We start from the raw sequence: 17,908 nt of genomic DNA, 5'->3' as shown, positions 1-17,908 counted from the left end.
CTGCGGCCCGGTTCTATAGTTGGTCTGGCGTGCTGATCCCGAAGGAGGACTCGAAAATGGCTGTCGTGTGCCGACCCGCTCGCATGGACGACTTAAAGCGAGCCGACGAGATCGTGGTCGCCAGCATCAATGAACTCACTGAACGGCGGGGTTTCGGAAAGATGGCATCCTCTCACCCTCCGAAATTTCGAGCTTTCTCGCTAAGGGACGATACCGAAGGTCTAGCGCCGTGTCATGTTAGCAATCTGTGCGAGAAAAGCACGAAATGTCTGCGTTTGGCCCATTCAAGGCGTCCTACGATCTCCGCCATTCAGTCGCGATCAGCAGTACACCGGACATGTCGCAGACACCGTACTACGGCGGCTTTTTGATCCAACCAAGTCATGCGGTGATGTCCACTTTCAGCTGATTCAGTGCAGGATTGCGTCCCGAACAACTATGGCTTGAACTGGGCAGTCGGCGTGGAGCGCGATATCTTGAGCTCTTCCTCGTTCATGTCGGCAGAGACATCCGCGAAGAGTGGCGTGCTAAGATAACGTTCACCGGTGTCAGGCAGCATGCAAAGAATATTTGCGCCCTTCTCTGCTTGGGCTGCGACCTTCAGCGCACCCGCCATGGTTGCGCCCGAGGTGATGCCGACAAAGATGCCTTCCTTGGTCGCAAGCTCCTTGCTGCATCGAATAGCATCGGGGCCGGGAATCGGCAGAATCTGATTGATGACCTTCATCATAACGGCGTCCCCGGTCAGCTTCGGAATGAAATCAGGTGTCCAGCCCTGCATTGGATGTGGCTTGAAATCCGGATGTGGCGCCGCCGGCGTGCCATCCGGGTTCCGCTGCTGCTCGATACCGCTGCCCAAGAGCTGCGCTTCTTCGGGCTCGCAGACGATGATCTTGGTGTCGGGGCGCTCCTTAGCGAGCACCCGCGCAACACCCTTCAGTGTGCCGCCGGTTCCGTAACCGGTTACCCAATAGTCCAGTCGTTCTCCTGCGAAATCGTCCAGAATCTCGAGCGCCGTGGTTTTGGAGTGGAAGTCGGGATTGGCTTCGTTCTCGAATTGCCGCGTCATGAACCAGCCGTGCGTTTTGGCAAGCTCGATCGTTTTGTTGATCATTCCAATGGCCCGATCGGCCGCAGGCGTCACGACGACCTTCGCACCCAGAAATCGCATGAGCTTGCGGCGCTCGATGCTGAAGGGCTCGGCCATTGTGACCACCAGCGGGTACCCCTTGGCGGCGCAAACCATCGCAAGTCCAATTCCCGTGTTGCCGCTGGTCGCCTCGATGACGGTTTGACCAGGTTTCAGCTCCCCGGATTTCTCTGCGGCTTCGATCACGCCCAGAGCCAGCCGATCCTTGACCGAGCCGAGCGGATTGAAGGCCTCAACCTTCACGAACAAATTGACTCCCGTGGGAGCGAGACGATTGATCCGCACGACGGGTGTATGGCCGACCGTCTCAAGGATGGTTTGATATCTGTGGCCCATGCTACCTCCTGTGTCGTACTTATTCTGGGAAAAGCAAACTGGCGCGGGTTAACCGGCAAAGCATACCCGAACTGAATTTTCCGGCAATCGGGCAGAGCTTGCATACGGCTTCTTTCGCGGACATCAGGCCGGGCCGGCATCGATTCGGGTCGGGGAAATGACCTGAAACGGCTCGTCACGAGACGACTCAGGCGCCTTCGGCGAAATGCAAAACCAAGGCGGCACACATTGGCATTCCCGCCTGACGGGCGCGATTCATGTGTATGGGGGCGATTCTCGACCCCACGCATAGAAGCCAGTGGGATCCGGAAACCCTCCTGAAGGACGGTTCGATCTTGAGCGCGCCGTCCGCCGCTTTGAAGAGGCGAACCAAGTTTTTTCAAACAAAAATGGGCGCCACGACGGATAGCCGATTGGCCGCTTTTGATGCTGTTGTCTAATCGCTGCTGAGGCGTCAAGCATATAATTTCGTTCAGGGGACACTGCCGGGTGCATGGTTGTCTTCGCGGTCGGCATTAGCCGCCGCATGAGGGAGCTTCGCAGGACGAGCCTTCAATGTGGACGACGCACTTTGCTGAGTCAGCAGTGCAACAGCATCAGCGGAATGGCTCGGCTCACGTCTCGGCAGGGACACCTTGGGCGTTCGGGTTCTGAACGCGATCGGGCTTATGCGGTGGCTCCGGCATTCGGATTGAAGAGTTCGCCAGTCTTAAGCATCGTATGCATTATAACCGCCAGTTTGCGCGCCACGGCCACGGCAGCTCTTTTGAAGCCAATCCTCTCCCGGAGCTTCAGACCCCACGTGCGCAGAGTGCTGTCGGTTGAGCTGCGCGTCAGAATGACCGCAGCCGCTTCGTACAGAAGCCCTCGCAAATGGTGGTCGCCCCGTCGGGATATATGGCCGTCATAATCGACTTCTCCGGATTGGTAGCGGCGCGTTGTCAGGCCGATCCAGGCGCCAACAGATCGGGATTTCCTGAAGTTGTCCGGCCTCTCAATGGCTGTTGTGAAGGCGGTTGCGGTGATCGCACCGATGCCGGGAATGGACATAAGGATGCGGCAAGCCTCACTCTGGCGCGCGTCCTGGACCAACTGGCGTCCGAGTTCGGCGGCGCGGATGCGAATGCCACGCCAGGCTTCCAGCATCGGAAGCACGATCGATGCAAGTCCGTCCTGATCGGCAAGAAGGCTCCGGACGTTCTTCTCGAAGGTGCTTCCCTTTCCGGCAGAAACGACCAGACCGAAGGTTTTCATGACGCCGCGGATCTGGTTGGAAAGCTCGGTAGTGATTCGGACCAGCCGCGTCCGCGCTGCGACAAGCGTGCGGGTCAGCATGCTGTCGAATCCCTTCACACGCACCTCACGAAAGAAGCCGACTTCCGCGAGTTGCGCCAGGCCATCGGCGTCGTTTGCGTCCGTCTTATTCGCCGCCATATCGAGCGCCGCTTTAGCATGGCGCGCATCGATGCAGATCGCCGGCAAGCCTTCGGCGCGCAGAGAATGATAGAACCACACCGACAGCGGTCCGGTCTCGAATACGACGCGTTTCACGGATGGCGCCCGCTTGCGGATGAGCTCGGCTATGATTCTGGGATCAGATGCGCACTTGCCGCGCCAGATCCGTTCACCTGCTCGGCGGATCGAGACTGACGTCTCTTTCATCGACACGTCGAGACCGATATATTCTTCCATGGCTGTTCTCCATTCGATGCTTGGGCCCGGCGTCCGGTCGTGAGCCCGTATTTCCATCCTATCGGGGAACAGCCACCAGCTTCCATTGTCGGTTGACCCGGCTTGAGGGGCGACTCGCTCCCGCGATTACCCCATGTGGACGGCTCCTCCACGGGCACGAGAGTGCCAAACAATGGGCGCCGTTTAAGGCTCCCACGATTCGGAGGAGCAGCCTATGCAGTCAATTTCAACGATTGGTCTGGATATCGCGAAGTCGGTCTTTCAAGTGCATGGGGTTGATACAGCCGGCCAGGTGATCATACGCCGTCAGCTCAAGCGCCGTTTCGTGCTGTCCTTCTTTGAGAAGTTGCCGCCGTGCCTAGTCGGGATCGAGGCTTGCGCTTCATCGCACCATTGGTCCCGCGAGCTGCAGGCGTTGGGGCATACGGTGCGACTGATGCCACCGGCCTATGTGAAGCCCTACGTCAAGCGGCAGAAGAACGACAGCACCGACGCGGAGGCTATCTGCGAGGCGGTCACAAGGCCCAACATGCGGTTCGTGCCGACCAAGACGATCGAGCAACAGAGCTGTCTGATGCTTCATCGCGTGCGCCATCTCTTCATTCGCCAGCAGACTGCCGTCATCAACTCGATCCGCGCATATCTGGCTGAGTTCGGGATTGTTGCCCCCGTCGGGCGCAGGGGTGTGGAACAGCTGTTGGAAGTCGTCGCCGATCCAGCCGACCGCCGGGTCCCGGAGGTGGCCCGCGCGTGTCTTGCGGCTCTCGGCGGTCAGTTGCGGGGACTGAAGGCTCAGATCCTGGAGTTCGATAAGGGCATTATGGCCTGGCATCGATCAAACGCGACGAGCAAGCGACTGGATGCGATCCCTGGCGTCGGTCCAGCACTGGCAACGGCGCTAGTCGCAAGCGTTGCCGATGCCAAGACCTTCCGATCGGGGCGGGACTTCTCGGCTTGGGTCGGGCTCGTGCCGAAGCAGAACTCGAGTGGGGGCAAGGACAAGCTTGGCCGTATCAGCAAGCAAGGCGATCGCTATTTACGCAGCCTATTCACAGCGGGCGCACTCGCCGTGATCCGCTATGCCAAGATCCATGGCACAAGCCATCGGCCTTGGCTCACTGCGTTGTTGGCACGGCGCCCCACCAAGGTCGCAGCCATCGCACTCGCCAATAAGCTCGCCAGGATGGCATGGGCGATGATGGCCAGGAACGAACCCTACAAGGAACCCGCCGGCTTTACGGCGTGAACGAGATCACAGCCGGTCATCCGGCTGTAACGTAACGGTTGGAAGGGCGAACAGCACTAATGCAGCGCCGGTCGATCCGGCGATCAGGACAACCCACATGGGCCAGGGCATCTTCGAATGCGTGCTTTTGATCGGGACCTGATCCGCGGAGGGCATTATGGCCAGCGGTCATGAGTACCGCACAAGAAGGCCGAACACATGGCTGCTCCGACCAAGGCTGCAAGTGAAGATTCTCCTTGCCAACCCGGAGCCAATGGTATGGACCCCGCCCTTGCGGCGGTGGAATCTCGAGCGTCAACTGCAGCGAAGGAGGATGTTATGCAGGTCGTTCGGATAGGTCTAGATCTGGCGAAGTATGTCTTCGAAGTTCACGGCGTCGACAACCACGGGAAAGTCGTTGTGCGAAAGAGGTTACGTCGCGATGCGGTGGCCGGCTTTTTCGCCAATTTACCGGCCTGCCTGGTCGGCATGGAGGCTTCCAACGGGGCACACTATTGGGCTCGCGTGCTCACGGAGCTTGGCCATCAGGTCCGACTAATCAGCCCTCAGTTCGTGACACCATACGTCAAGTCGAACAAAAACGACCAGAACGATGCGGAAGCCATCTGCGAAGCGGTCGGTCGTCCGTCCATGCGCTTCGTGCCACCGAAATCAACCGATCAGCTGGCGGTACAGGCCGTCCACCGCATTCGCCGGCGCCTGGTCGCCGATCGAGTCAGGCTCGTCAATCAAATTCGCGGTCTTCTGTCCGAGCATGGGATTGTCATTGCCCGTGACATCGCGCAGCTGCGGCGTGGCCTCGCGGTCATCGTAGGAAACATCAATGACGACCTCAGCGAGATGCTCCGAGCGCTCATGAGGGAACTGCAAGAGGAGCTGTCCGAGCTTGATACCCGCATTGCAGCCTATGACCGGCGGATAAGGGAAATCTTCCGTACGAGTGAGCAGTGCCAGCGGCTCGGCAAAATCGAAGGCGTCGGACCTGTGACAGCAACAGCCTTGGTCGCCGCCGTGGGCGATAGAAGCTGTTTCAAGAACGGCCGACAGTTCGCGGCTTGGCTTGGTCTGGTACCCAAGCAGCGATCCAGTGGAGGGCGGGCCCGCTTGTTCGGCATCAGCAAACGGGGGGATCGATACCTGCGGACGCTGATGATTCACGGAGCTCGCGCCGCTTTAAGCCGTGCTAATGGCAAGCAGGATCCGCGAAGCCTATGGCTCGGCAAGATGCGGCAACGGCGCCATCCCAATGTCGCGGCCGTGGCTCTTGCCAACAAGAACGCGCGGATCGTGTGGGCTATGCTCACAGGCGACGCGGCTTATGAGCCGGCGCTTTCGGTGAAGGCGGCCTGAAGCGAAGCGGCAATCAAGGAAAGGAGGTCTCACCGGCAATTGCAACAAATGGCAGGAGATGGCGAAACGGTCACCCCGTCGCTTCCCGAACCTGATGTGTGGACCGGCACGGCTTGCGCCGATGTCTCGGGGCCGTTGAGGTGGAAGCGGGCGAAAACCATCGAGGCTCGCGGCGGAGACGTTGTCCAGCCGCATCAAGAAGCCGGATATACGTCAGCAGTTGTGGCCGTCGATCCTGATCAAGCCAGTCGTTGCAATCGGGCGGGGTCCATATACGGGGCGATGCTGCGGTACGTCCGGAGTTAGGGGGAGACCGGAAGTGACCGGCAGAGGGTCAAACCGACGCGCTTGACTCCGAAGCGGAAATCGTTGCGTTCCTTAAGCTACCGATCCAATGGGGCCAACGCGCTCAGCAACGGTTCGCTCGAGATTGCCATCAGACCAGTAAAGGGATGGCTCAACTCGACTATGAGAAAAATTGCCGTTGATGCCGACAGCGCACAGACGAACAGCGTCACCACGATGATTACGTTTGGACGCGCAAACAACCCGAAGCTGATGAAGGTGGCCGTAAGCCAAAAAACAAGTACGTTTTCGAACGGCCCTGGGATGGAATAAGACGATTGTGCAAAAAGGACCCGTGTTTGGGCCAAATCGATACCGAGCTGAATGGCCTTGGTCTGCGTGATGCGTTCAGTGTCATTGTGCGGGGTGAGCTTGAGCAAACTGTCGAAGAAGAGGTCGGCCTGGGCTGTGGCTTCGAACGGCGCAGCTTTTGTCGAAACTCCATCTTGTTCCCGCCAAATTCGATCCACGAGACTCTGCACGGCACTTCGTAGCAAAGCACGCACTTGCTGTGCATCGGCACCTGAACGCGCGAGCATGTTATCGAGCAAAATGACGTTGGCGGTAATATTCTTGATTTGGTTGCTCTGCGTATACAGCGCGCTCTGCGCGGAGGCTATGAGAAGGCCAAGAACAAGCGCCGAGAGCGTCGCAATCAAACCGGTTCCTACCCTAACGACATCCCTTGTGTCGGAATTGAGATGGTGCTCGGGAAAGACATTGCGCAGGAAAATTCCGAGCAAGGCTCCGCCGAAGATAAACACGAACGCGACCCCCGCAATAAACATGCTCCATGCAGCTCCTGCTGTTTTGGCGACGATGCGGCTCTGGGGATCACCTCACGATCCCCGCGAGTATCTCTGCGTCCCCCATATGCGAGCTCAGCTTACTGATGCCATATTGCCTATCGACCTCGATAGCGCACTTGGCCCCCACTCGAAATCCCGGACGGTTCACCAGTAGTCCCGTTTTCTCGGCAGACCGGAAGCGCTCGCGCGCGGACCCGACGCTATTGACCCAACGTAAATATAAACGCTCCTAAGCTGGAGCCCGAACCATTACGGCAACATACATCACCCCTCGGCCGCTAACATGCCACGAACAAAACGGCCCGCGTTCTCGAAACAAGAATCCATCGTCGTGACTTCGATTCTTGCTCGCCTAGTAAGCCCGTGGTGGCTTCGCACAGCGCTACACCTTCATTTCAGCCCAGCCAATGGGTCGATAGCGGCCTGCATGCTACTACTTCGTCACGATCCGCCGCGACGGGGCGACGGTGGTGGTCGGCGCCATTGGCGAAAGCGAGAAAGTCAGCCACGTATTCCAGCCGGCCGGCCGATTTTCTGCGGCAAACTCGCCATAGCCTTTCAGGTTCACATATCCCTGCAGATCACCGACAGGAAACAGGTAGCCGATCTGAGGACCGACACTCACCACGCGCGACCGGAACCCACCCAGGATCGGAGGCTGACCAAAATCGTCCGTAATCTGTTGATAGTAGTAGCCGACCAATCCGACGAAGAGCTGCTTCGACAGAAACTGCGAAGCACCCCAATCGATGTGAAAATCGATGCCGTTCTGATATTGAGTGTCAGTGTTCTTGAAATTGTAGGTGAACCCGGCGACCGCCGAAAATTCGTGTCCCAACTTCTCATCGAAGTAGGTATAGCCGCCGCCGCCGTCGATGGCTCCATGACCGATGCCGAGGTTAGCAAGGCGGCTTGCAGAATAGGCGCCAACAGGAATGTCGCCCGTCAAATACGTCATGTAATTGTGGGCGCCGGCATTCCACTTCAGTGTTGCCTGCGGGTATAAATCGCCAACTGAGGTGATTGAATCGGAGAGCGTACCCGTGCGGGTCGTCACAAACGGCCCGACCGCCGCCGTCAGCGTTCCGTCAAGCGTGGCGGCGGACCGACCAAACAAGCCGGTGATGCCAATTGCCAATTGTCCCCCGAGTACCGGCGTCGCAAACGTGTAGGTTGGGTTGAGCAGGACAAGGTCCGCCTGAGCGTTCAAACGCAGATTTAAATCGACATTGACGTTAGCGGGGATCCGGCCAACGCGAATTTCTCTCGCTGCGGCTGCGTTACCGAAGGCGGATACGCTGGTGTGATAATAGACTTCGGCCATCGACCAGCCCGGCATCGCAGGGACTGCCGCGAGGCTGCCGAAACGCCCCGGAAGCCAGTACGAGATGCCGTCCTCGTCGGCATAAGCAGCGTCGGACAAGAAGCCGGCAAACGCCACGGCCAGGCCGATCGTTGCGCGAACAAAACCACAAGACTTGCGCTTGGATACGCATTGCGTCATCTGCCTGCCCCTCCGCTAACGAATGACAGTGTATCGATGGCCGGTTCTATGTCTCGCTCAAAGGTAGTAATCTCATCAGATTCACGCTGTATGTTGCCCTAAAGTCACGCCCACTCTCCGCTACTTCGGGTCCTGACGCGGCTGCGATCCTCAAGGCAAGCTGCTCAGGATCAATGACAACGACGATTTCGCGGCGGCGACCGCGCTCAGCCGGCGGTGGGCGGCAGTTGGAATCAGCGGAGCGGCTTGCGCCTGCCCACCGATCTCGCGCTGACAAAGTTCGTCAAGCATTTCAAACGTTAACTGTTGCGACTGCCTAGGGCCATGAAGGGCCAAATGCATTAAGCGATCAAGACTCGCGTACTAATTGCGTGCCGCGTAAAGCGGCGTTCTGAGCGTTAGCTGGAAGGCAGGCTTCGGCACCCACATGATCTCGGCGGTAACTCCGAACAGGCGGTTGTCATTGCCGTCCATGCGATCGAGATCAAGGCGCACAATTGGCTCGATGAACGGCTGGATCGGCGCAAGGTTCAGAAGCTGTGCGCCCTCAAACGACTGGACGCCAATACGTCCGGTGAACTTCCAATTGTTCGGCCATTGGTAGTATGCGCCGACATAGCCTATCGTGTTGGGTCTGACATTGACCACCGCATTACTGACATCGATGCGCGTGTGCTGGATACCCGCAAGCACCCCCCTGGTCTCGTCGGCATTCAGCGCATAGTCGAACTCGAGGATGTTGTTGAACGATATCGCGGTCAGCGGTCCATTGGGGATAGATTGGGTGATGGTGGATTGCAGTGTCACAGTCGGAAAGGTACCGCCGTTCTGCTGATAGAGGTCCGCTTGTAAACCGATATTCCAGCTCGTAATGTCAAATGACGACCATCCTCCGCCCCCAAACTGCGTTGAACTGCCGGAGACGCCGCCGTAAAGCGAGACGTTATCGGTGACGTCAACAGTGAACGGAAGATCAACGTTTACCGATTTCGCCGCTGGCAAGCTGGTTGGCAATGCCGCGCCGTTCGGCCCAGAGAGCGTTTGCACTGCACTGAACAGTGAGGGATGGCCAAAACCAAACGCTAGGGATCCCGCCGGAATCTGCCCATAATAGGATCTAAGGTCGAGGTACATCGTCGGCACAGCCGGTTTCGCCTCGCCGTCGTCGCCGGCATCTGCAGCCAACGAGCTCGCCACCGGACAGATCAGCACGGCGGCGAGTGCGGCCCTTACGGCATTTTGAAAACCAAACAATGCTGGGCTCCGCGTTCGACACAAACTTAGCTTGGCGCATGGCCGCTTCAGATGGTGAAACACGTCTTGCCATGAACCGCGCCACTTAGTGCGCAAATGTTCAAACCACAATGTACTCGTGACCCTAAGGTCCACGCCAGCAGCGCGCCCGGTATAGCAGTTTGCGGCCAAGAATAAGCCCCTTGGCGGAATTCTCAATTTGAGCAGGCTGCCTCCGCTTTGCGCCAAAACCCGCTAATCTACTAATTGGCCTGTCCGGGCCCGGCCTGATGGCCGCCTTGCGCCAGACGCGGTTTTAGACGAGAGCGCTCGGCAGGGTCTCGGCTCAGGCCAGGAGCTGACATTCAAGACACTCCGAAGGCAATGTCCCGCACTGCACCCTAATCCCCGATACCGGGCCATTCGAATCAATGGCGCGCCATCAATTCCGCCGGCTCGATTTAGCTACTGTTTTAAAGACACGCCGTATACGAACTGACCCACACAGGATCGAGCCAAGAAGACCGATCACGCCGGCGTCAGCAAAGGCGTAGCGCTTCCCGACATTCCCAAAAAAGCAAGACCCGGTTCATCTCGTCCGGTATGGAGATGACGCCGGGTACACCGTCGCCCCCACCGAGCGCGTCCGTGGGCGCCAGCGTCCCGGACGCGGCGATCGGGCCTTGACCGATCCCCCTCGGGATTCCGAGATCCTTGCATGATAGATGCGGCTGGAACGTTGTCGAAAACGGTAACAACCGGCGCGCCTTGCTTGACGGCCTGGAAACCGTTCTGCGCGAGCATCCCGACCACCGCGATGTCATCTTCCATGATGAACGACGTCGCCGAGCGTGCCTGCAGCGCCCGATCGCCCACAGACCATGCGACAATGGTGACATAGCCGTCCACCGGCGTACGTACCGCCGTCTGAGACAGTTCCCAGTCGCTGTTATCGAGCTGCGCCTGAAGTTGCGCGACCGACGTGTTGACGCCACCGATCTCGGAGTCGAGCGCGAGCTTGCCGCTTTGCTGCGCCGCTTTGGCGGACGCTAATTGCGCGGACACCGTCTCATACTGGACCTGCTTGTCCTGCGCCTGGAATTGAGTTCGCGTCTTCTGACGCAAGCGTTTGTATGTCGGCGAGGCGCTTCATGTTGTACGCGACCTGCGCGGTGAGCCCCTTAATATTCGCTGTCGCTTGCTCGTAATTCGCCTTTAGAATTTGGTCTGCTGCTTTGCCGCGGCCAGCGACGGCTGCAACTGCGTGAGCTTGTACTGGAATGGGGTCAGGTTGACCTGAAACAACACTCGTCCCTCTTCACCGGGAGCGTTCGGTTTGACCACAATGTGCGACAATTTGCCCCGTCACATTCGGGGTCACTTCCACGACGCGGCCGGTCACCGTCACGTGGCCCGACGGGGTGAGAAATTGAAAAGCGCGAGAAATGTTGGTCAGCAGCGAAATTGTCCTCGACAATCAGCCCATTTCACGATCCGAAAATTCGACAACACCAACCACAGCGCGACAACGTATAGACATACAATTATGACCATGACTCGCTCTCCTAGTTTGTGCTAACGTGATACTCGTGGAGGTAGCCGATGCATCATTTCGAAATCGCCCTTCAACGTTAAGCTCGACGAGACTTTAGTTCCAGCGCCCCGTATTCGAGTCCTGCACACGCCCTGCGGCGTTTGATGCAGCCGATATTGCATGTTCTTTGAATGCGACTTCTCGCGCCCGCTGCGCGCGGGTGCTTCCAGGTCGACCGATCGAATTTCTGCAAAAAAGGAAAAAAAGGAATGGGTTTCATGCGCATTACAAAACTGAATCTGGTTGTAGCAAGTGTCGCCGTCACCGCTGCGCTGTATGGCACAGAAGTAGCGCTTGCTCAGAGCGCGGCAGCGCCGCTTTCGCTGAAAACAATCGGTACTCCATCTGCTCCGGCCAAACCCGAGATCGTGCCCTCGCTGTTCGTGCTCAACTCGCGTGGCGCGACGTTGCAGGGCGACACGCTCACCTTAATTGGCGTAACACCCAGCTCGATCATCTTCGCCGATCGGCCGGTGCGGTCCGCCGGCCACCAGCCCACTGCCGACGTAATCGCGGAATGGGGATCGGGCGCGGACAGTTTCACCAACAACCCGCCGAACGCGACCTTGTCCGTGTTCGGCAAGGACGGTTCGGTGAAGGACGCGGTCGTCGTGCTGAAAAATCCGAAGCTCGAAGGCGACAAGCTAACGTTCAACGTTCAGACCCTGGAGGGAGATATCGCCGGCGCCGACGGTGGAGCCGCCCTCTTCATCGACATTATCGGCCGGCCGTTCACGCCGATGTCGTTTGCCGGCGTCGCACGTCGTTCGGCGTTTCGCGGCGCCATGTATGCCGGCGTCGTAGGCGCCGCTGCATACGGAGCGGCTGCGTACTACCACCCATACGCCCGCCCGGCTTGCGGTGATTACCCCTATCCACCCTGTTACTGAAACGAATGAAGAGAGGGGGATCGCGGCGCCGGTTGGCCAAAGGCGGCGAACGAATGATGCCGACCAGCTAACCAAAGGAAACGTCACGCCGACCATCAGGTGAGGGGGAAGAGTCCGACCTTGACAAAGAGAATTGAACGAAGCTGTCAATCAAAGATCAACGATTCAGAAAACGAGGTTCAACATGTTTCGAGGAATCTTGCCGCTAACATTGTCTCTTTGCCTTGGCGCCGCGACAGCGCCCGTGGCGCTGGCCCAATCGGCAGCACCCATCACCGAACAGGAGGCGCACGCAATCGCGGTAGACGCCTATGTTTATTTCTACTCCATCATGTCGATGGACGTTTCTCGCAAGCAATTCACCAACGGCATGGGCAATTTCAAAGGGCCGATGAATACGTTCGTCAATGTGGGTGAATACCCTCCGGCGGATTTTAAAGGCGTAGTGCGCTCCAACTTCGATACGCTGTATTCCGCCTCATGGCTGGACATGACCAGTCGTCATCTCAGCACCGGATACCAATGGGCGATACTACCTGCTGCCAATGCTCGACATGTGGACCGACGTCTTTGCGTCGCCCGGCTGGCGCACGACGGGCACTAGGGCCGGGACGTTCCTGGTGGCACGCGCGAACTGGAGGCCGGATCTGCGCGACAAGTTTGCAGAGGAGTTCAAGCTTCCAAAAGACACTCAACGCATCGACGCGCCAACCCCCTACGTCTGGCTGATCGGCCGGACCAAGACCGACGGCCCGCCGGATTATGATGCGGTTCACAAGATCCAGGCCGGCTACAAGGTCACGCTCCTTTCCGAGTATGGCAAAACGCCAAAGCCGGCCGAATTCAAGCCCGACCCAAGCATCGACATGAAGACACCGCCAAAGACCCAGGTCGATACGATGTCCGCGGGCGTGTATTTCGCTAATGCTGCCGAGTTGCTCAAGCTGCATCCGCCTCATGTCACTGACGATCCGATTCTCGCGCAGATGAAGCAAATCGGCATTGAGCCTGGCAAAAGCTTCGACATCGGCAAGCTCGATCCAATCCTGCAGCGAGCGCTCGAAACCGCACCGCAGGACGCGCAGAAACTGATGGCCTGGAAGCTGCCGACGCTGGCGCGCGTTGCCAACGGATGGGCGATGAACACCGACACGGTGGGCGTATATGGCAACTATTACCTGAAGCGCGCCATTCTCGCGCAGCAGGGTCTCGGCGCGAACGTGGTCGAGGATGCCATCTATCCGCTCAATCTCGCGGACGACAGCGGCAAGCCGCTTGATGGCGCAAACAAATACACCGTCACATTCCAGAAGGGCGCCACGCCCCCTGTCAATGCGTTCTGGTCCATCACGCTCTACGACCAGGATGGTTTCCAGGTCGGCAATACGCTGAACCGTTTTGCGGTCAGCAGCTGGATGCCGTTCAAGTACAACGCGGATGGATCGCTCGATCTCTATTTCCAGAACGCGAGCCCTGGCAAGGACCTCGAAGCCAATTGGCTTCCGGCGCCGCAGGGAGCTTTCAATCTGACGATGCGGCTGTACGCGCCGAAGTCGGAAGCGCTGACCGGTAAATGGAATCCGCCGCCGATCATGAAGGCGCAGACGACGGTGGGCATTTCGGCCCAATGAAAGTTGACAGGACGTCGGGGCTTCGGCGCCGGCGACCGACCGCGAACAACAACACTCCCAAAACAGGAGCTGACATCATGTTGACGAAGCGCGATCTTCTTCGTTCCGCGGCGCTGGCCGCAATCTCCGCCTCAACGGCGAATTCCGTCCTGGCACAGGCGCAGACAAGCGCCCCGCGACCGGGCTTCCTCAAAGCAAAAGACATTGCCGAGGCAGGCTTTATCTATGGCCTGCCGATCGTGATGAATTACGCGGTCATGAATGAATACGCCATCGACCGCAACTCCGGGCAATTCAAGGCTCCCTTCAATCAGATCAGGAACGAGCCGAACGTATTCACCTACAAGGACACTGCCATCGTAACTCCGAACAGCGACACGCCGTATTCGTTCGTATGGATGGACCTGCGGGCGGAGCCGATCGTCATTTCGGTTCCGGGGGTCGATCCCAAACGCTACTACTCAGTCATGCTTTGCGACGGCAATACCTACAATTACGGTTATATCGGAAACCGTGCGACGGGCAGCCAGCCAGGCGACTACATGGTGGTCGGGCCGGACTGGAAGGGCGCGACGCCGCCCGGCATCAAGAAGGTGTTTCGCTCCGGAACGCAGTTTTCCCTGGCCGGTTACCGCACTCAGCTTTTCAATCCGGAAGACCTCGACAACGTCAAGAAGGTTCAGGCCGGCTACAAGGCGCAGCCGCTGTCGGCCTATCTCAACCAGCCCGCACCGACCGCCGCGCCCGTGATCGATTTCCCCAAGATCGACAAGGAACTCGTGAAGACGAACTTCTTCGAGTATCTCGACTTCGCGCTGCAGTTCGCCCCCGCCCAGGAGAACGAAAATGAAATCCGCGCAAAGCTCGCAAGCATTGGCGTTGGCCCAGGAAAAACGTTCAACTTCAGGGACCTATCGCTGGAGGACAAGCTCGAGGTCGGCTTGGGCATGAAAGAAGGTGAACGCAAGGTCGACGAAGCCGTCGCCAATGTCGGCAAGGCGGTCAATGGCTGGCGGATCGGTTCGCTGCCTGGCGACAGCGCCCATTACGATGGCGACTGGTTGAAACGTGCCGTTGCCGCGAAGGCGGGCATTTACGGCAACGACGCAGCGGAGGCGATGTATCCCTTCACGCGCGTCGACGTCGATGGCAAGACACTCGACGGCAGCAAAAGTAGCTACACGCTGACATTCCTGTCGGGTCAGCAGCCGCCCGTAAATGCGTTCTGGTCACTTACAATGTACGACGGCAAGACGCAGCTGCTGATCGAAAATCCGATCAACCGATATCTGGTCAACTCCCCCATGATACCGGCCATGAGAACGAACCCGGACGGTTCGCTGACGCTGTATATCCAGAACAACTCGCCGGGGCCGACAAGGAAGCCAATTGGCTGCCTGCACCGAAGGGGCCGATCTATCTGGTGATGCGACTTTACTGGCCGAAGACCGAGGCACCGTCGATATTGCCCGCCGGCGAAGGCTCTTGGAAGCCGCCGGCGATCTTCGCGGTGAACTAGCACGTCGAGCGGTAGCGCGGACTCTCCATCGTCGTGATCCCGCTGTCTCGGAACCCAGGATCGACACGCGCCTCAGCCGAAGCGATTAAGACAGAGGAGTGTTCACGTGATTACAACGCGCGATCTGCTTCGTAGCGCAGCGCTATCTGCGCTCACTGGCACGACAATGATGCCCGGCCCTGCGGGTTCGCAGGCCAAGGCGGAATGGCCTGACATCCGCGAGGCCAAGGCCATCCCCGAGGAAGGCTTCATCTACGGCCTCCCGATCGTAATGAACTACGCGGCGATGTACGAATTCTCCGTGGATCGAAATTCGAGCCAGTTCAAAGCGCCTTTCAATCAGTTGAAAAACGAGGCGTATGTCGCAACCTACAAAGACACCGCCCCCGCCAAGGGCGGTCTCTATGGCAGTGACGCCGTTGAGGAGGTCTACCCATTTACCAAGTCGCTTGCCAGCGGCGGCCCGCTCTACGGCTCCGAGCATAGTTACACACTGACCTTTCCTGCTGGAGGGCCTCTCCCGGTCGAGGCATTCTGGTCGGTCACGATCTATGACGGCAAAACACAATGGCTGAACGCGCAGGCCGATCTCGCTCTCCTCGATCCGATCTACACGTACGGCACACCCTTGCCATCGAGGCAGGCGGTCCAATGACAAAGATCTTCCTGGTCACCATACTTTACGGCCTTGAAGTGGTATTCGCGACGGCCGCCCCCGCCAGGACACCGCTCACGAAAGCCGCGATGGCCGCCGATGTTCGTCGGGCCACACCTCTCGTGGATAGCTGCAGAAGCACCTTCATCTGCAGGCAGGACTTGTTTGATCGTAACAACAGGAACAACCTGCGCTTCGATTGGCCCAGTCCTCCGGCTCAAGCAGGCCAGTTCTAACGCGGTACTTTTGGTTGCAATTAAATCGGTAGGCGTTGAAGGAGGTCAAAATGAAGATAGCGGCGTTATCTGCAGCGCTCCTCGGAGCCCATTTATTTGTGATGCCGGTCTCGGATCGCGTCCCCGAACTGAAGGCAGAGGCGCTTTGCAGAGCCACTACGGCTGACGACAAGACCATGGGGCTTGCCCTGCCTCAAAGCTTTGCCGACTGCATGCGCGATGAGTTGGCCGCACAAAAGCAGCTCAACACGGTTTGGGCCACTGCATCCGTGCCTCTTCGTGATAGGTGCGAAGGTGAAGCCACAATCGTAGACCAGAGCTATGTTGATCTTCTTACGTGCATCCAAATGGCAGATTGGCTGAAGTCGCCGTCAACTGCGACACGGTTGAGGGGAGCAAGTAAGGATCGAAATTCACAGTGATCCGCTCGAGAACGGGGGCTGCGTTGTTGGTGGAACGCCTTGGCGGACGGGATTTGAGCCACAATGAATTCCTGCGGTCGATAGCTCGATTTTTGGCGTCAGGAATCTCACCAGTAATCACGATGTGATTGAGGCCAAAGATACCGGCGCTCTCAAGCGCTTTCCGCTGCACGCGCCGCAACCGGCATCATGCACGCCATGCTGCTGTGCATGGCGCTGGTGCTGAGCGGGCGTTGAGTGGTTTTTATGCGCTTGGTCAATGACGTGGCCGCGCCCTGAAAATATGCTGTTGAGGTCTGTTGACGGGAGTAGAGCAGAAGTCATCGCCTCCGACGCGGACCGCCGCCCTTGGACCCGTAGCGGACCTCGCAGCCCACTTCGTCTAGAGACCCCTGTACAATTTGTGAAGTCGGACAGAAGGTTGCGCCGCCAATTTGCGCCCTGTAGCGGTGCAGAATTTATCCGGGAGACCGAAAAGCTTGGTTTGGAAGTGGTCTAACGCGTAGGAAATATCATCAGGCTTCCTTCGGGCAGCTGTTGGGTCTTCAAAGTCATAGATTGCTGCCCTGCGCGTTCCGGCGAGATAGAGGCAACGCGCAATGCCGATCCAAGCAATGGCGTGCAGTCGGTCAGCGTCCTGGAGTATTTTTGCTTCGAGGCTGATCGAAGCGATACCAGCAGAGAAACTGTGCGCTTCGATGGAATGGCAAACTCGACCTCTGCGGTGTTTGGCCAGCCGAGGACAGACAGTGGACGGCTCATCCACGGGCACGAGAGTGCCAAGGAGTGGGCGCTGTTTAAGGCTCCCACGATTCGGAGGAGCAGCCTATAGTCAATTTCAACGATGGGTCTGGATATCGCGAAGTCGGTCTTTCAAGTGCATGGCGTCGATGCAGCCGGCCAGGTGGTCATACGCCGTCAGCTGAGCGCCGTTTCGTGCTATCCTTGTTTGAGAAGTTACCGCCGCGCCTAGTTGGGATCGAGGCTTGCGCTTCATCGCACCATTGGTCCCGCGAGCTGCAGGCGTTAGGGCATACGGTGCGATTGATGCCTCTGGCTTATGTGAAGCCCTATGTCAAGCGGCAGAAGAACGACAGCACCGATGCGGAGGCTATTTGTGAGGCGGTCACAAGGCCCAACATGCGGTTCGTGCCGACCAAGACGATCGAACAACAGAGCTGTCTGATGCTTCATCGCGTGCGCCATCTCTTCATTCGTCAGCAGACTTGCGTGTTCCAGCCGATCGTGATCACCGATTCCAGGCCATCGTGATCACCCATTCCAGAGCATCGTGAT

At 58.3% G+C, this 17,908-nt stretch carries 11 protein-coding genes and 5 pseudogenes; 10 read left to right on the top strand and 6 right to left on the bottom strand.

What is annotated here, in order from left to right:
* Window positions 1-436 precede the first annotated feature (436 nt).
* Entirely contained in the window at window positions 437-1,486 is a 1,050-nt protein-coding gene (gene cysK / locus IVB13_RS09745) for a cysteine synthase A (RefSeq protein WP_247395172.1), read from the bottom strand.
* Between the two features lie 666 nt (window positions 1,487-2,152).
* Window positions 2,153-3,178 (bottom strand): IS110 family transposase, encoded by a 1,026-nt coding sequence (locus IVB13_RS09740; protein ID WP_247454925.1) that lies wholly within the window; start codon window positions 3,176-3,178, stop codon window positions 2,153-2,155.
* 214 nt (window positions 3,179-3,392) lie between these two features.
* Here IVB13_RS09740 and IVB13_RS09735 point away from each other — a divergent pair, with 214 nt between their 5' ends.
* Both IVB13_RS09735 and IVB13_RS09730 read left to right on the top strand, forming a co-directional pair.
* The gene (locus IVB13_RS09735) at window positions 3,393-4,424 is read left to right on the top strand and encodes an IS110 family transposase (RefSeq protein WP_247488657.1); all 1,032 of its coding nucleotides are present in this window, start codon (window positions 3,393-3,395) and stop codon (window positions 4,422-4,424) included.
* Window positions 4,425-4,742: 318 nt separating this feature from the next.
* A complete protein-coding gene (locus tag IVB13_RS09730; protein ID WP_247488655.1) occupies window positions 4,743-5,774 on the top strand; it encodes an IS110 family transposase in 1,032 nt (343 codons plus the stop codon).
* A gap of 383 nt (window positions 5,775-6,157) precedes the next feature.
* Here IVB13_RS09730 and IVB13_RS09725 read toward each other — a convergent pair whose 3' ends face one another.
* The 4 genes from IVB13_RS09725 to IVB13_RS09710 all read right to left on the bottom strand — a co-directional run bounded on the left by IVB13_RS09725 (window position 6,158) and on the right by IVB13_RS09710 (window position 10,790).
* Window positions 6,158-6,907, bottom strand: coding sequence for a hypothetical protein (locus IVB13_RS09725; protein ID WP_247488653.1), 750 nt, complete (start codon window positions 6,905-6,907; stop codon window positions 6,158-6,160).
* A 454-nt stretch (window positions 6,908-7,361) separates the two neighbouring features.
* Window positions 7,362-8,432, bottom strand: coding sequence for a transporter (locus IVB13_RS09720; RefSeq protein WP_247488652.1), 1,071 nt, complete (start codon window positions 8,430-8,432; stop codon window positions 7,362-7,364).
* 363 nt (window positions 8,433-8,795) lie between these two features.
* On the bottom strand, window positions 8,796-9,686 hold the full coding sequence (locus tag IVB13_RS09715; RefSeq protein WP_247488650.1) for a hypothetical protein: 891 nt from the start codon (window positions 9,684-9,686) through the stop codon (window positions 8,796-8,798).
* Between the two features lie 507 nt (window positions 9,687-10,193).
* Entirely contained in the window at window positions 10,194-10,790 is a 597-nt protein-coding gene (locus tag IVB13_RS09710; RefSeq protein ID WP_247488648.1) for a hypothetical protein, read from the bottom strand.
* A 687-nt stretch (window positions 10,791-11,477) separates the two neighbouring features.
* Here IVB13_RS09710 and IVB13_RS09705 point away from each other — a divergent pair.
* The 8 genes and pseudogenes from IVB13_RS09705 to IVB13_RS09670 all read left to right on the top strand — a co-directional run.
* Window positions 11,478-12,149: a hypothetical protein gene (locus tag IVB13_RS09705; RefSeq protein ID WP_247488677.1), complete on the top strand. Its 672-nt coding sequence runs from the start codon at window positions 11,478-11,480 to the stop codon at window positions 12,147-12,149.
* Between the two features lie 184 nt (window positions 12,150-12,333).
* Window positions 12,334-13,780, top strand: a pseudogene (locus IVB13_RS09700) (DUF1254 domain-containing protein).
* A gap of 77 nt (window positions 13,781-13,857) precedes the next feature.
* Window positions 13,858-15,299, top strand: a pseudogene (locus IVB13_RS09695) (DUF1254 domain-containing protein).
* Between the two features lie 106 nt (window positions 15,300-15,405).
* Window positions 15,406-15,684 (top strand): annotated as a pseudogene (locus tag IVB13_RS09690) (cell envelope protein); the annotation flags it as partial.
* A 48-nt stretch (window positions 15,685-15,732) separates the two neighbouring features.
* A pseudogene (locus tag IVB13_RS09685) lies at window positions 15,733-15,954 on the top strand (DUF1214 domain-containing protein); the annotation flags it as partial.
* On the top strand, window positions 15,951-16,190 hold the full coding sequence (locus tag IVB13_RS09680; RefSeq protein WP_247488646.1) for a hypothetical protein: 240 nt from the start codon (window positions 15,951-15,953) through the stop codon (window positions 16,188-16,190). The pseudogene IVB13_RS09685 and the gene IVB13_RS09680, both read left to right, overlap by 4 nt.
* Before the next feature lie 50 nt (window positions 16,191-16,240).
* Entirely contained in the window at window positions 16,241-16,612 is a 372-nt protein-coding gene (locus IVB13_RS09675) for a hypothetical protein (protein ID WP_247488644.1), read from the top strand.
* Window positions 16,613-17,456: 844 nt separating this feature from the next.
* A pseudogene (locus IVB13_RS09670) lies at window positions 17,457-17,839 on the top strand (transposase); the annotation flags it as partial.
* Between the last annotated feature and the right edge of the window lie 69 nt (window positions 17,840-17,908).

It is taken from the genome of Bradyrhizobium sp. 17 (genome assembly GCF_023073515.1).
Taxonomy (GTDB): Bacteria; Pseudomonadota; Alphaproteobacteria; order Rhizobiales; family Xanthobacteraceae; genus Bradyrhizobium; species Bradyrhizobium canariense_D.
Note: the sequence above shows the minus strand (reverse complement) of the source record. Positions and strands in the feature narration are given on the sequence as shown.